We start from the raw sequence: 14,001 nt of genomic DNA, 5'->3' as shown, positions 1-14,001 counted from the left end.
AAACAAAAAAAAGCTTACCTTTAGGTAAGCTTTTTTTTGTTAAATACTCACCAAACTTGGTGTCGTTTTTATATGTTCTAAATAAGCACGAATACGAGTGACGTATTGGATCGCTTGCTTATAACGCGTATTGTGCGATTGATTACGGTAAAGAAAATCATATACCTGTATCCAATCATTCGGATTTTTTCCTTGGGCTTTTAGGCGCTTCATAATCGCATCTGTGGCACCTGGCCCCATATTGTAAGCCACGAGGGCATACCAATAACGATCATGTTTAGGAATATAATCATATTTCGACATCATCAGATCAAAATACTTCGCACCACCTGCAATACTTTGAGCAGGATCAACACGATCTGACACACCCATTGCTTTTGCTGTGTTGTTGGTGAGCATCATGATGCCACGCACACCTGTAGGAGACACAGAATTCGGTTTTAAGAACGACTCTTGGTAGCCTATCGCAGCGAGGAAGTGCCAATCTAAGTCGTATGTTTGGGCTGACTTTTTAAAGCTAGCTTTATAAATTGGCATACGTGTTTTCAGATTGCGCTGAATAGTATCCCAATCATCTTGTTTAACCACGTTGCGGTTGTAGAAAGATGCCATTTGACGGATAGCACCATTTTGCTTGCTTTGACAAACAAAACCGCTGGCAGTATCTGTTAAAGGATCAGCAGCATTTTTAAAAACCCAATTGATTTCTGGATTAAGCCCATTTTTGCGTAAGCTTTCAAGGTCACCACATGATGCGGAAAAACCTGAAAGATTCTTTTGCTCAATGGTCATGATCGATGCTGTGGTCACCGCGAAATGAGCTTTACCTTGCTGCACCATTTTCAAAGCGGCTTCATTACTTTGAACCGTTTTAAAATCGAGTTTTACATTTAAGTTTTGAGCGTAACTGCTCACCAAGTCATAGCCAAAGCCATGTTTGAAGTTACCGTCTTTAAAAACCACGGTGGGATTTGACACGGCCACCACTGTAAGCTTGTTCGAATTTACAATGGAGTTGTATTGGTTGTCGGTCTTTGTTGCATTTAATGCATGAAATGGGATAAATGCTGTAGCGAGGACCATCGCTTTAAACGAGAGAGAAGAAGTTAGTGAATTAAGGCAAAGCCTCGATCCAGTGTTTGAACTACTGCGCATGTTGTCTCCGCTACAAGTAATTTATGCCCAAAAAAAGCAAAAGCAGTACCGCCTTAAACTTTTATTTAAAGTTGATAAATTCAATTAGGGTGGGCGTCATGAACGTCATTCAAAATGACATGTGTGGGTGGATAAAATATTGAAGAAAAGATCTTCGTACAAAAAGTAATCAAGATAAAACATGGGCGCATATTAATGGTCAATTTTACTCATGTCAAATTTTGTACAAAAAAAAATAAAAAACATGGTTTTAAGATATTGATAAATAAAAAGAAAAAACTTTATAAAATTTTTCCATGTAGAAATGCGGTATAAAATGTTGCAATGTGTCGCTATAACGTAAGCAAAATACTCATTTTATCGCCTATGAAATCGAATTTAATTACCCGAAGTGGGCATGACAAATTGGTCGCAGAACTACAATACTTATGGCATGAGGAACGACCTGAAATCACCAAAAAAGTGAATTGGGCTGCCAGTTTAGGTGATCGTTCTGAAAACGCAGATTATCAATACAATAAACAAATTTTACGAAAAATAGACCGTCGTGTTCGTTACCTCGGTAAACGACTTGAAGAGTTGCGGATTATCGATTTTTCTCCTGAACAAGAGGGCAAAGTATATTTTGGCGCTTGGGTAGACATCGAGAACGAGGAAGGCCAACTAAAGACGATTCGGATTGTCGGTGTAGATGAAATTTATGATCATCATCCTCAACATATTTCAATAGATTCACCTATGGCACGTGCAATGTTAGGTAAGCAAGTAGATGATGAATTTGAGGTACATACACCCTTGGGAAAAAAAACATGGTTTATTAATTCAATTCGCTATGAAAAGCTCGAAAATTCATCAAAATAGTAATTTCTGATTTAAAAATAGGCAGGCGAGCAAAATTTCTTAGAAAAGTGTTTGCCAATTTTAAAAAATATTTATATGATAGCCGCCATTGGAAGCGTGGCAGAGCGGTTTAATGCACCGGTCTTGAAAACCGACGAGGGTGTGAGTCCTCCGTGAGTTCGAATCTCACCGCTTCCGCCAAATTTTTAAAAAGCCACTAATCATTAGTGGCTTTTTTTATTTTCTTCATATTCGTGCGATATTAAGACTGATATTTACTGTTTGATTTAATTTTTTGAGCATGGCATAAAAAACCACCCTAAGGTGGTTTCTCTACAGCGTTTAAGCCACTTTTTCTGGAAGATCGAACCAAATCACACGAGCATCTTCTGATGCTTCAATCTGCGCTGGATCAATAAATGCAATAGCATCTCCAGCATTCACAGTGTGTTCAGCGACTTGAATTGAACCACTAATCACATGTAGATAGCTGACATGTTGTGTTGCAACAACTTCAAGTGAATGACCTTTCTCCAAAACAGCTGTTTTAACCTCCGCATTTTGGCGAATATGCATGGGTGCTTGTTCTGTCGGTCCACAAATCAGATGCCATTTGTTCGGTTGTTCAGCAGGATCGAGTTGAATTTGTTGGTAATTCGGCTCTGCATCGCGCTGATTTGGAATAATCCAGATTTGCAGTAAATGAACTGTTTCATCACCTTGGTTTATTTCACTGTGTTGAATGCCTGTACCTGCACTCATCAGTTGCCATTCACCAGCTTTGATATCACCGTGGTTACCCATACTATCTTTATGTGTAATCGCTCCCTGCAATACACAGGTGAGAATTTCCATATTGTCGTGTGGATGTGTACCGAAGCCTTGATGACCAGCTATGAGGTCATCATTAATGACACGGAGAGCACTGATGCCCATGTGGTTAGGGTCATACCAGCTCCCAAATGAGAAGCTGTGTTTGGATTCTAACCAACCCATTTTTACATGACCACGTGATTCACTGCGATGTAAATAAGCATTCATGATGATGCTCCTTTCATTATTCTTAAAGATGATGTTATTTTAATAGTTTAAAATGAATAAGATAGTAGGTTAGGACAACGTATCGTTCTAATTTTGAAACATAAAAAGGATAAAAAAGCCTGCTTGAAGCAGGCTTTTTAAAATTAGATTATTCTAAGAATTTTACTGTAACGCCAGAACGAACTTTGTTACCCAGATCATTCGCATCCCAGTTGGTTAAGCGGATACAACCGTGTGAAGCTGTCTTAGAAATACTTGATGGGTTAGGTGTGCCGTGAATACCGAACGATTTTTTGCTTAAACCGATCCAGATATTACCTACAGGGCCATTAGGACCAGGTGGTAATGAAAGTGGCTTCAAATTTTTACCTTGTACAAAGTTACTTGGTGAATAGCTATACCAAGGGTTTTTCGCTACACCAGTAATTTTGTATGTTCCAGTCGGAGAAGGGGTGTCAGCACTACCGATGGTTGCTGGGAATGAGCCAACCATTTGGTTTTGTTGGTTAAATAAATAAAGTTGTTTAGCGCCTTTATGAGCCACGATTAAATGAATATTTTCTGGAAGTTCATTGCGAATGTTGGTCACAATAAGCTTTTCACCCGCTTTCTTAAATGTCGCTTTAGGATTTAGTTTCTTGAGAAACTCTTCATCCATATGGAATTTTTCAGCCAGCATTTCACTTACACGAGTGTAATAAAGACCTTTCATTTTCGCTTGTAAAGCATAGTCATGAGGAATTGAGGCTGCATAAGGACCTTTTAGGTCTGCTTCGGTAATCGTATATTCAACATAAGCAGGTTTACCAGCTTGGCGTGCAACTAGAGCATCCCAAGTTTCTTTCGTCAAAACACCTGTAGCCTTTAAACCATTCATTTGCTGGAATGAAGCAATTGCTTTAAGTGTATTTTTTCCACTTGTACCGTCAATAGCACCTGGTGAAGCATGTGAATTATTTAACATTACATGTGCACGGGCATATACAGGGAATTGACCTTTGCCAATATTTTCATACCATTCAGCATTATTCAGACTGTCTAGCGTCCATGAATTTGCTGTAGCAGGTGCTGATGTAGATGGAGCTGAATTTGTCACTGCTGAAGATGCAGGTGCACTGCCAATGTCCGCAGTGCTATCCTCAGTTCTTTCTAGGTTTTGAAGCGTATCTGCAGCTTGATTTAGATCATTTTGCTCTTGCTGGCTAATTTGGGCTTCAGAGCTAGATTCTACCGCGAGAGGATCAATTGGATCTTGAATAGTATCTAAACTCGTTTTTGTAATTGGAGAAAGCGGTTGTTCAGCAGTACCAGAAGCAGCCAATGCAGTTCCAGACATAATACAACTTAAACTCAAAGCAAGAATTGAGCGAACGAACATGTAATTCAACCTTAAGAATTATTCATATTGATTTATAAAAACACGGATAAAGTATTGCAGAAAAAACACGGATATGCAGTATTTGTTTTGTTTAAATCAAATAAATTCCGATAGTCTCAATCTTTATTTTCATTCTAACTAAATACTTTAAAGTGCAGCTTTTTGGTATGATGAATGGAATTTCAATTTTGCATCGAGAAAGTAAATGACGACCTTAAAAAATGATCGTTTTCTGCGTGCCTTATTACGTGAACCTGTGGACTGCACGCCAGTTTGGATGATGCGTCAGGCTGGTCGATATTTACCTGAATACCGTGCGACACGCGCAACTGCGGGTGATTTTCTTTCTTTATGCAAAAATAATGACTTTGCTTGTGAAGTGACTTTACAGCCGCTTCGTCGCTATGACTTAGATGCAGCCATCCTATTTTCAGATATTTTGACTATTCCTGATGCTTTGGGCTTAGGACTATATTTTGAAGCAGGGGAAGGACCAAAATTTAAGAAAACAGTCCGTACTGAGCAGGATGTAGCCCAATTACCAAAAATTGATGCTAAATCGGACTTAGACTATGTCATGAATGCAGTGTCGACAATCCGATCAGCATTAGGTGGCCAGGTACCGCTAATCGGGTTTTCTGGGAGTCCATGGACACTCGCGACGTATATGATCGAGGGTGGGTCGAGTAAAGATTTCCGTTACACCAAGCAAATGATGTATGCACAACCTGAAGTTTTACATGCCTTGTTAGATCATTTGGCTGATTCAGTCATAGATTATTTGAACGCACAGATTGAGGCAGGTGCGCAGGCGATTCAAATTTTTGACAGTTGGGGTGGTGCACTTGCACATCGAGAATATCAAGAATTTTCCCTCAATTATATGCACAAAATCGTGAAGGGTTTAAATCGTGAAAATGAAGGCCGCAAAGTACCAGTAATTTTATTTACCAAAGGTGGTGGTCAATGGTTAGAACCTATGATCGCAACTGGCGCAGATGCGTTTGGACTAGATTGGACAACCCCTTTAAATGTTGCACGTCAAACTGTTGCTGGTCGCGCTGCCCTACAAGGTAATTTAGACCCTGCAACATTATATGGCTCTCCTGCGAGTATCGAAAAGTCAGTAAAATTAATGCTCGATGATGCATATGCTGCTGGTGAAAAAACGGGTTATGTTGCAAACCTTGGACACGGTATCACCCAATGGGTAGATCCTGCGAATCCTAAAGTTTTCATTGATACGGTACATGAGTACAGCGCAAAATATTTAGGCTAAGCATTTAGGATGAATGTGTGAGCTTTTTAAAATCATTATTTGAGTTTCATTATAAGGCAGCATCCGCTGCCTTATTTGGTATTTTATTACTGCTAGCCTTTGCTTTGACGGCTTCGATAGGGCATCAAGAATATTATGGATTGTACCGATACGACTACCTCTTGATTTATGCAATGGTTATTCAGGTCTGTTTACTGCTTTTAAAGTTAGAGTCTTGGGCTGAAGCCAAAGTTATTGCAATTTTTCATATGGTGGCCATGGTCATGGAGATTTTCCTGACCCATCCACAGATTGCATCATGGCAATATCCGCAACCTGCGGTATTTAAGATTATGACCGTACCACTTTTTGCGGGATTTATGTATTCTGCCGTAGGCAGTTTTTTTGCTCGTTCACTCAGGCTCTATCGCGTAGAAATTGAGAACTTACCTAGTTTTTTCAATATGATGAGTTTAGCGATCTTGTCCTATTTAAACTTTATGACGAAGTTCTTTATCCCAGATATACGATACTTATTGTTTGCATGGAGCGTATTGATATTTTGGAAAACTAAAATAACGTTCAAGCTTAAATATCATGAAATGACCTTGCCAATGCTTCCTGTGCTTTTGTTGTTGGCATTTATTATTTGGATTGCTGAAAATATCAGTACTTTTTATCAAATTTGGTTGTATCCAACGCAAGTGGAACAGTGGCATATGGTGGGATGGGGGAAACTTGGCTCTTGGTATCTCCTATTAATGCTGAGTTTAGTATTGGTGTTAAAAATCCTAGGTGAACGGAATTCACAGGGTTTGTGGCGATTGAAGGGCGAATAAGTTAATTCATCAAAAAAACTCGATACTTGATGGCATTGGTAAGATTTGTTTTGCGTTCTTGGCTTGATATCGCTATGTTAAAGAAGTTCGTAAAAGAACAAAATTGAAACAATAAAGAACACTTGAGTACATCAAGTTTGGAGTGATGTTATGTATAAAAAATTAGCTTTAGCTGCGGTATTGGCAGTAGGATCAACAGCTGCATTTGCTGACCGTGATGTGGGTTGTGGTATCGGTTCACAAGTTTGGGCAGGTCAGTCTGGTAAAGTTGCAAAAATCTTAGCAGGTACGACCAACGGTTTATTTGCTAACCAATTATTCGGTATTACTTTCGGGACGTTAGGCTGTAGTGGTACAGGTACAGTAACAGCACAAGCAGTAACATTTACAAATGAAAATTCCGAAGCTCTTGCACGTGATATGGCGGTAGGTGAGGGGGAAAGTCTTAACGTCCTTGCAGAGCTTCTGAATATTAAATCTGAAGATAAAGCACGTTTCTTTGCAGTATCAAAAGAAAATTTCTCTGAAATTTATTCAGCGGACAATCAAGATGCATTCCAAGTCCTTGCATCTCTTCAAACTGTTATGTCTCAAGACGAAGTTTTAAAAGCTTACGTTTAATTGCGAAAACCCTGTCTTATGGCGGGGTTTTTTTGTTTCATCATTATTAAGTTCATTTTATGAAATTTGCTTTTTTTTCTGCCTTGATTGTCAGTAGCTTTCTGACACATGCATATACTTCTCCAGTTGAACAATATATTGCACAAGCACAACACCATCAGCTTGATAAAAATAAAACTTGGCAAAGATTAATGTATGCACATCAAGCGAAGAGTGAAGTCAGCTATTCAGGATTTTTTTTTAGTGCAAATGGTGCAGATAATTTAGAAGATGAGCTGAATGCAAATATTCGTGAATTATTTATAGATCGAGGACAAGATCAATCCATTATATGTCGTTTCCCAGCTCGCTCTGCATGGTTAATAGAACAACTGAAAATAAAACAAGAGGAGCTTCCTAAAGCAGATTGTCCTGCTCTAGAGGAATGGATTGGACAGATTAAACCGTATCAAGCAACATTGATTTATGCGACAGATTTCATGGGAAATCCAAGTTCGATGTTTGGTCATACCTTGCTACGTCTTGATCCTAAAGATCAAAAAGAGCTTAATCTTATTTCTTATGCAGTCAACTACGCTGCGACGGTCGAAAATAGTGATAGTTTTTCTTTTGCTTGGAAAGGCTTAACGGGTCAATATCCAGGTGAATATTCGTTAATGCCCTACTATCGAAAAGTAAAAGAGTATGGTGATTTCGAAAGCCGTGATTTGTGGGAATACGAATTAGCATTAAACCCAGAAGAAACCACACGTTTAGTACAACATATCTGGGAGTTAAAGCATGTCCAATTTCCCTATTATTTTATAAGTGATAATTGTGCCTACCGCTTATTGGGACTCATTGATTTGGTAAAACCCGATGCCAATCTACAAGCACAGTTTAGTCATATTGCAATTCCAGTCGAAACCATCAAAGCGGTGCAGCAGCAAGGCCTCATTAAAGATACTGTTTATCGCCCAGCACTTGAAACGCAGTTACTTCATCAAGCAAAACAACATGGTAATGACTTAGCACATTCGGCACATCAATTAACGCTGGTGCAACCAGCACAAATGCGTGAATTTTTAGCTCAATTTACGGCCAAGGATCAGGCGCGTATTCTTGAGATGGCATATGATCATTTGTATCTACAGCTCATTTCTCAAAAAATCGAAGCGAGTATTGCGCAACCTAAAATACGACAAATTTTGAGTTTAAGAAGCCAACTCCCTGTTGAAAAACAACGTACTGAAGTGGCAAGACCACGAATTGACCCTGTGGATGGGCATCATGCTCGAAAAACATCGATTGAATTTGGACGAGTGCAAGACGATACGTTTGTGCAGATCAACCATCGACAAGCCTATCACGATTTATCTGATCTTCAGGGGGGATACCGACTTGGAACGCAGTTGAAATTTCTTGAGGGGAGTCTTGAGTTTCGGAATGATCAACTCAAGTTGGCTGATTTGGATCTTTTAGAAGTGAATTCTTATAATCCAATTACGCCTTTTAAGACGCCGTTGAGTTGGGGATTTGGATTCGGTTGGAAACAACTCTCAATTGATGATTCTGGAAATTTCAGTGATACCGAGCAACATGGTGTTTTGAATCTATCAACACAGTTTGGATATAGTTGGGCAGATGCAGATCGTGAACACCTGTGTTATGCGCAGATGCAAAATCATATTCAAGCTGGAAAAAGTTTAGAAAAGGGTTGGAGATTGGGGCTAGGGCCAACTGTAGGTTGCCAAAGTTTATGGTCAGATCGAGTGAATAGTTTAGTGCAAGTTGAAATCCCTTTTTGGGAGGATCAGCAGGCTTGGCAGCTCGGACTAAGATCCTCACTTCATTATGCACCTAACTCGCAAAGTGCTATCTCTATTCACTGGAATTATCAATTACAAAAACAGCATGATTGGCATCAAACTAGTTTGGGATTTACGCGCTATTGGTAAATATACAGTACTAGGAAGTACTGTGCTGAAAGGTGAAGCTTGTTTTTAAACGATTACATTCACATAGTACTTTTTTACTTGCTCAACGACTTCAAATGTGCCAATGAATCCTGGTGGGATTACACCTGCTTGACCTGCCGAAACTTCGATAAAGTGATTTTTGTTTTGAGTGTGGATGCGAACTTTTCCTTCTATAATTTGAAAGAATTCTTGTTTATTGTCGGCAAATTGAATATTCCAAGCACCAACTTCACATTCCCAAATCCCACATTCCATATGCTCGTGTTCATAAAGACTGTAGGTGTGACGTTCGGGATTGCCTTGGACGAGACGATCAGGACGCGGGAAGTCGACTGATTTTTCTGCGTGTTGTTGACCTTGACCTGCAACATGAAGAGATGTCATATATTCACCTTAAGAAATTGAGCCTTGGAATACGGTCTAAAAAAAACCTCAACAGGGTTGAGGTTTTTATGAATTAATAACTTTCTGGAACAGCGCTCAGAAACTCGCGACGTTCATCTTTGTTAGTTTTAAAGTCCCCAACAAATGATACTGTACGAGTGGTTGACTCTTGTTTGCCTACACCACGCATCATCATACACATATGTGCTGAATCAATGACAACAGCTACGCCTCTAGCACCAGTCACTTGAGCCACAGCTTCAGCAATCTGTTGAGTTAGATTTTCTTGAATCTGTAGACGACGGGCAAACATTTCAGTAATACGTGCAAATTTAGATAAACCTAAAACTTGACCTTCTGGTAAGTAGGCAATATGCACACGTCCATAGAACGGCAGTAAATGATGTTCACAAAGCGAATAGAATTCGATGTTCTTGACCAAAACCATTTCACGGTTGTCTGAAGGGAAGACCGCATTGTTGGTCACTTCTTCAAGCGTTTGGCTATAACCTGACGTCAAATACGAAAAAGCTTTAGCAGCACGCATTGGTGTATCTTTAAGACCAGGACGAGTAAGATCTTCGCCAACGGCAGTTAAAATGTTGGCGTAGGATTGCTGCATAGACATATGACGTGTTCACTTACACAGATGTTGAACAAGGACGGCATTGTATCAGAAAACGATTACAATGCCGTATATTCAGAAAAAATTCCGATTATTGAGTAAATTTTGGATTCTTTTCTGCACGTTTAAGCAGAACTAAGACCGCGCCAGTGCCACCTTGTTTTTCAGGCGCACTGACAAAAGCCAAAACATCACGATGTTGTCTGAGCCAACTATTAACATAGGTTTTTAAAACAGCTTCAGGGCCTTTACCATGAACAATTTTAATGACGTTTTGATTTTGCTCTTTCGCTATCTGAATAATTTGCAATACAGCTGAACGTGCTTCTTCTACGGTACAGCCATGCAAATCAACTGCTTCAAACCAACGTAAATTTCCAGCTTTCAGATCTTCAAATACTTTGTGTTGTAAGGTCGCAATTCGATAACTGAGACTAGCCTGACTGCCAACTGGATTGAGCATGGCTTGAGTATCAGACATCACAGTTTCATCAGTATGCATTGGACCTTCAGCAGCAGCACGTTTTGCTAAGGTTTGAGCATCCAATTTCTTTTTGGCTGGTTTCTCAATTTTTGCAATATTGCCATGATCAATTTTTTGAACACCTTGCATTTGCTGACGAAAGAGTTCTAAATCTTCCTCATGCTCTTGTTCAACCGTCTTTTCAATAGGTTTAGGAGCTTCAACACGAGGAGCAGGATTACTGATTTGTTTCTTAAACTGTTTCAGTAAATTAAATTGATCTTTTGATAAAGAAGAATCATGTTTACTCATAACGTGCTTGTGACTTTAAAGTGGAAGAGGAATGAATGTGATTATAATCCGAAAATCCCTTAACTTTGTAGTGAGAAGTATTTAAGTTGATTTTAAGGTGTTGAATTAAGTGGAGATAACTTAAGGGATAAAGCAAAAAAAAGAGATTGATTATTAATCTAATTTATTTTGAATTTGTTCTAGCTATTGTTGTTGGCATTAATGGAGGCAAGAATGGATTCGGAAATCCATTCTTATGAGATTGAATTATTTTTAGTCGAACAATTTACCGCAGAATATTAGAGTTAAATATTCTGAGGTTCGCCAAACAATGCGGTAAAGGCATGATCAGGACGAGGCTGTTTCATAAAACTTTCACCCACAAGGAAAGTGTGAATGTCATTTTCTTGCATCATGGTGACATCCGCTGAGGTTGCAATGCCGCTTTCCGTCACTAATAAACGAGATGGTGCAAGTTGTTTTTTTAGACGAATTGATGTGTTCAAATCAACATCGAAAGTTTTTAAATTACGATTATTAACGCCTAATAAACAACGATCTGATAATTTGAGAGCACGTTCTAGTTCATATTCATCATGCACTTCAACCAGTACATCTAAATGATGTTCAAATGCAGTTTTCGACATTTCCTCAAGTTGTTGATCTGAAAGACATGCAACAATGAGAAGGATACAGTCTGCATGCAATGCGCGAGCTTCAATCACACCATAAGGATCGATTAAGAAATCTTTTCTTAGTGCAGGCAAATCACAGTGAGAACGAGCAATATGAATGTTCTCATCGGCACCTTGGAAGAAATCAATATCTGTAAGTACTGATAAACATGCCGCACCTGCTGATTGATACTGTTCAGCTATTTCAGCAGGATGGAAGTTTTCTCGAATAATGCCTTTAGATGGAGATGCTTTTTTGATTTCAGCAATGACAGCAGGACGTTTGTGCTGTAGTGCTTGAGCAAAACCGCGAACAGGGCTAGCGGCTTGAGCGAGTTCTTCGACGTCCTTATAACTACGTTGTTTTAATCGTGCAGCAAACTCTTCTTGTTTACGGTCAACAATTTTGCCAAGAATAGTATTCGCGATATCTAACATAAGAATGTCCTGACTTAATTAAGCTTCATAATGTTTTATTGTTTTTGTGAATTCAGAAAGCACATCCATCTTTTCAAGTGCCTGACCACCATAAATGATGTCATGTGCTAATGCCACACCTTGTTTATAACTCGAAGTTAAACCTGAGACATAAATACCAGCACCAGCATTTAATGCAATCATACTGGCCGCTTTTTCACCTTTCGGTGATTTTTTCTTACCTAGTGCATCTTTGATCAGTGCCAAACTTTCAGCAGAGCTATCAACAGATAAATGCGTCAATGTTTGAGACTCAATCTCTACATCCTCAGGGAGGATTTCCCATTCAGTAATTTCACCATTTTTTAACTCAGCAACATAGGTGGATGAAGCAAGACTGATTTCATCTAGCCCATCTTTAGAGTGAACAACCATGACGTGCTCAGCACCAAGTTGCTTAAGAACTTCAGCAATAGGTCGACATAATTCTGTTGAGAACACGCCAATTACAAAGCGCTTTACACCAGCCGGATTCGTAAGCGGGCCAAGTAAGTTGAAAATGCTTCTGAAGCCCAATTCTTTACGAGGACCTGCTGCATACTTCATTGCTTTATGATGGTTTGGAGCAAAGAGAAAACCCACACCCAAATCGCGGATACAGCGTTCAGTCTGTGCCATATTTAGGTCGAGATTAATACCAGCTTGTTCTAATAGATCTGACGAGCCTGATTTTGATGACACACCTCGGCCACCGTGTTTGGCAATCGTTGCACCTGCAGCTGCAATTACAAAACTTGATGCAGTTGATACATTAAACAGGTTTTGTCCATCACCACCCGTGCCAACAATATCGACTAAGTATGGAAGATCACTGACATCAATCTTGATCGCATATTCACGCATCACGCGTGCAGCAGCAGTAATTTCGTCAATACTTTCGCCTTTTAAACGTAAACCCATCATTAATGCACCGATTTGTGCATCAGTCGCTTCACCATCCATAATGGTGCGCATAACAGCTTCCATTTGAGGCTGTGTTAATTCAATATTTTTCGTAATGTTGTTTAATGCTTGTTGAATATTCATGTCTTGCTCTTACGCATAAATTTCTAAGAAGTTTTGGAAAATTTTGTGGCCATGTTGGCTGAGTATCGATTCTGGATGGAACTGAACACCTTCAACGGGAAGGGTTTTATGTTTCACACCCATAATTTCTTCCATAGAACCATCTTCTTCATTGGTCCAACACGTCACCTCTAAACATTCAGGTAAAGTCGCTTGATCAATGACTAAAGAGTGATAGCGAGTCGCTGAGAATGGAGAGGGTAGATTGCTAAAGATCCCTTGATCAGAGTGGTACATGTCAGATAAACGCCCGTGCATTACTTTTTTTGCACGAACAATATCTCCACCAAATGCTTGCCCGATACTTTGGTGACCTAAGCACACCCCAAGCAGTGGAATCTTGCCTGAAAAGTGTTGAATCGCTGGGATTGAAATACCTGCCTCAGAGGGAGAGCAGGGACCAGGTCCAATGACGAGATATTTTGGTTGCCATCGCTCAATATCCTCCAAAGTCACGGCATCATTACGGACCACTTTTACTTCCTGATTTAACTCGCCAAAATATTGGACGATGTTGTAGGTAAAAGAGTCATAGTTGTCGATCATCAGAAGCATTTTAAGCTTAACCTCTTGAAATTTATAATTTAACTTAATTTAGCTTTGTTATTCACATTGATAAGATGCATCACAGGGTGTTGACTGCATCCTTGTCTAGTAACTCAAAGCGATTAAGTGGCAGTTATCATAGCAGATTCTTTTATCAGCGCAGGTTAAATTTTGGGGTTCAAAACATCAGCAATATTGATCACTTAAATCAAATTAATGTGTGAATGAATGGTTCTAGGTGAATAGCGCTAATAAATGAAATATTGATCTGAATCTAAAAGCTCATACGTGTTATTCATAAGTTTTTTTAATCATTGTGTTTGATGAGTGAGATTTGTGTTAAAAACAAACAAACAAAATGCACTCAGTAAATTTATAATTTATAA

Annotated in this window: 14 protein-coding genes and 1 tRNA gene; 6 read left to right on the top strand and 9 right to left on the bottom strand. The window is 39.2% G+C overall.

The window, feature by feature from the left end; translation table 11 throughout:
• Nucleotides 1–39: 39 nt before the first annotated feature.
• The gene (locus AC1M86_RS01980) at nt 40–1,155 is read right to left on the bottom strand and encodes a transglycosylase SLT domain-containing protein (protein ID WP_481607122.1); all 1,116 of its coding nucleotides are present in this window, start codon (nt 1,153–1,155) and stop codon (nt 40–42) included.
• A gap of 366 nt (nt 1,156–1,521) precedes the next feature.
• On the opposite strand from AC1M86_RS01980, the gene greB reads away from it, so the two are divergent.
• Nucleotides 1,522–2,016: a transcription elongation factor GreB gene (gene greB, locus AC1M86_RS01975; protein WP_180028138.1), complete on the top strand. Its 495-nt coding sequence runs from the start codon at nt 1,522–1,524 to the stop codon at nt 2,014–2,016.
• Nucleotides 2,017–2,106: 90 nt separating this feature from the next.
• A tRNA-Ser gene (locus AC1M86_RS01970) sits at nt 2,107–2,196 on the top strand.
• A gap of 141 nt (nt 2,197–2,337) precedes the next feature.
• On the opposite strand, the gene AC1M86_RS01965 is transcribed toward AC1M86_RS01970, so the two are convergent.
• A complete protein-coding gene (locus AC1M86_RS01965) occupies nt 2,338–3,036 on the bottom strand; it encodes a pirin family protein (protein WP_481607121.1) in 699 nt (232 codons plus the stop codon).
• Between the two features lie 148 nt (nt 3,037–3,184).
• Nucleotides 3,185–4,414 (bottom strand): L,D-transpeptidase family protein, encoded by a 1,230-nt coding sequence (locus AC1M86_RS01960; protein ID WP_092765945.1) that lies wholly within the window; start codon nt 4,412–4,414, stop codon nt 3,185–3,187.
• 205 nt (nt 4,415–4,619) lie between these two features.
• Here AC1M86_RS01960 and hemE point away from each other — a divergent pair, with 205 nt between their 5' ends.
• From hemE to AC1M86_RS01940, 4 genes are all read left to right on the top strand, one after another.
• A complete protein-coding gene (gene hemE / locus AC1M86_RS01955; protein WP_481607120.1) occupies nt 4,620–5,693 on the top strand; it encodes a uroporphyrinogen decarboxylase in 1,074 nt (357 codons plus the stop codon).
• A 17-nt stretch (nt 5,694–5,710) separates the two neighbouring features.
• Complete coding sequence (locus AC1M86_RS01950) at nt 5,711–6,511, top strand: DUF817 family protein (protein WP_481607119.1); 801 nt, start codon at nt 5,711–5,713, stop codon at nt 6,509–6,511.
• Between the two features lie 150 nt (nt 6,512–6,661).
• Nucleotides 6,662–7,132 (top strand): DUF3015 family protein, encoded by a 471-nt coding sequence (locus AC1M86_RS01945; RefSeq protein WP_481586570.1) that lies wholly within the window; start codon nt 6,662–6,664, stop codon nt 7,130–7,132.
• 59 nt (nt 7,133–7,191) lie between these two features.
• Nucleotides 7,192–9,069, top strand: coding sequence for an Lnb N-terminal periplasmic domain-containing protein (locus tag AC1M86_RS01940; protein ID WP_481607118.1), 1,878 nt, complete (start codon nt 7,192–7,194; stop codon nt 9,067–9,069).
• 45 nt (nt 9,070–9,114) lie between these two features.
• Here the strand turns inward: AC1M86_RS01940 and AC1M86_RS01935 are convergent, their stop codons facing one another.
• The 6 genes from AC1M86_RS01935 to AC1M86_RS01910 all read right to left on the bottom strand — a co-directional run bounded on the left by AC1M86_RS01935 (nt 9,115) and on the right by AC1M86_RS01910 (nt 13,624).
• Entirely contained in the window at nt 9,115–9,474 is a 360-nt protein-coding gene (locus AC1M86_RS01935) for a cupin domain-containing protein (protein WP_481593179.1), read from the bottom strand.
• Between the two features lie 73 nt (nt 9,475–9,547).
• Nucleotides 9,548–10,096, bottom strand: a complete 549-nt coding sequence (folE, locus tag AC1M86_RS01930) for a GTP cyclohydrolase I FolE (RefSeq protein WP_171076769.1) — start codon at nt 10,094–10,096, stop codon at nt 9,548–9,550.
• A gap of 94 nt (nt 10,097–10,190) precedes the next feature.
• Nucleotides 10,191–10,874, bottom strand: coding sequence for a Smr/MutS family protein (locus tag AC1M86_RS01925; RefSeq protein ID WP_481607117.1), 684 nt, complete (start codon nt 10,872–10,874; stop codon nt 10,191–10,193).
• 284 nt (nt 10,875–11,158) lie between these two features.
• Nucleotides 11,159–11,965 (bottom strand): indole-3-glycerol phosphate synthase TrpC, encoded by an 807-nt coding sequence (trpC, locus tag AC1M86_RS01920; protein ID WP_481607116.1) that lies wholly within the window; start codon nt 11,963–11,965, stop codon nt 11,159–11,161.
• Between the two features lie 18 nt (nt 11,966–11,983).
• Nucleotides 11,984–13,030: an anthranilate phosphoribosyltransferase gene (trpD, locus tag AC1M86_RS01915; RefSeq protein ID WP_035266991.1), complete on the bottom strand. Its 1,047-nt coding sequence runs from the start codon at nt 13,028–13,030 to the stop codon at nt 11,984–11,986.
• A 9-nt stretch (nt 13,031–13,039) separates the two neighbouring features.
• A complete protein-coding gene (locus AC1M86_RS01910; protein ID WP_092765952.1) occupies nt 13,040–13,624 on the bottom strand; it encodes an anthranilate synthase component II in 585 nt (194 codons plus the stop codon).
• Between the last annotated feature and the right edge of the window lie 377 nt (nt 13,625–14,001).

The sequence above is a fragment of the Acinetobacter sp. ANC_7654 genome, assembly GCF_056779855.1.
This window is presented reverse-complemented; position numbering and strand designations above follow the sequence as displayed.

Bases quoted from the DNA above. Each gene is read 5' to 3' on its own strand.
- AC1M86_RS01980 (WP_481607122.1), bottom strand. From the start codon at position 1,155: ATGCGCAGTAGTTCAAACACTGGATCGAGGCTTTGCCTTAATTCACTA.
- greB (WP_180028138.1), top strand. From the start codon at position 1,522: ATGAAATCGAATTTAATTACCCGAAGTGGGCATGACAAATTGGTCGCA.
- AC1M86_RS01965 (WP_481607121.1), bottom strand. From the start codon at position 3,036: ATGAATGCTTATTTACATCGCAGTGAATCACGTGGTCATGTAAAAATG.
- AC1M86_RS01960 (WP_092765945.1), bottom strand. From the start codon at position 4,414: ATGTTCGTTCGCTCAATTCTTGCTTTGAGTTTAAGTTGTATTATGTCT.
- hemE (WP_481607120.1), top strand. From the start codon at position 4,620: ATGACGACCTTAAAAAATGATCGTTTTCTGCGTGCCTTATTACGTGAA.
- AC1M86_RS01945 (WP_481586570.1), top strand. From the start codon at position 6,662: ATGTATAAAAAATTAGCTTTAGCTGCGGTATTGGCAGTAGGATCAACA.
- AC1M86_RS01940 (WP_481607118.1), top strand. From the start codon at position 7,192: ATGAAATTTGCTTTTTTTTCTGCCTTGATTGTCAGTAGCTTTCTGACA.
- AC1M86_RS01935 (WP_481593179.1), bottom strand. From the start codon at position 9,474: ATGACATCTCTTCATGTTGCAGGTCAAGGTCAACAACACGCAGAAAAA.
- folE (WP_171076769.1), bottom strand. From the start codon at position 10,096: ATGCAGCAATCCTACGCCAACATTTTAACTGCCGTTGGCGAAGATCTT.
- AC1M86_RS01925 (WP_481607117.1), bottom strand. From the start codon at position 10,874: ATGAGTAAACATGATTCTTCTTTATCAAAAGATCAATTTAATTTACTG.
- trpC (WP_481607116.1), bottom strand. From the start codon at position 11,965: ATGTTAGATATCGCGAATACTATTCTTGGCAAAATTGTTGACCGTAAA.
- trpD (WP_035266991.1), bottom strand. From the start codon at position 13,030: ATGAATATTCAACAAGCATTAAACAACATTACGAAAAATATTGAATTA.
- AC1M86_RS01910 (WP_092765952.1), bottom strand. From the start codon at position 13,624: ATGCTTCTGATGATCGACAACTATGACTCTTTTACCTACAACATCGTC.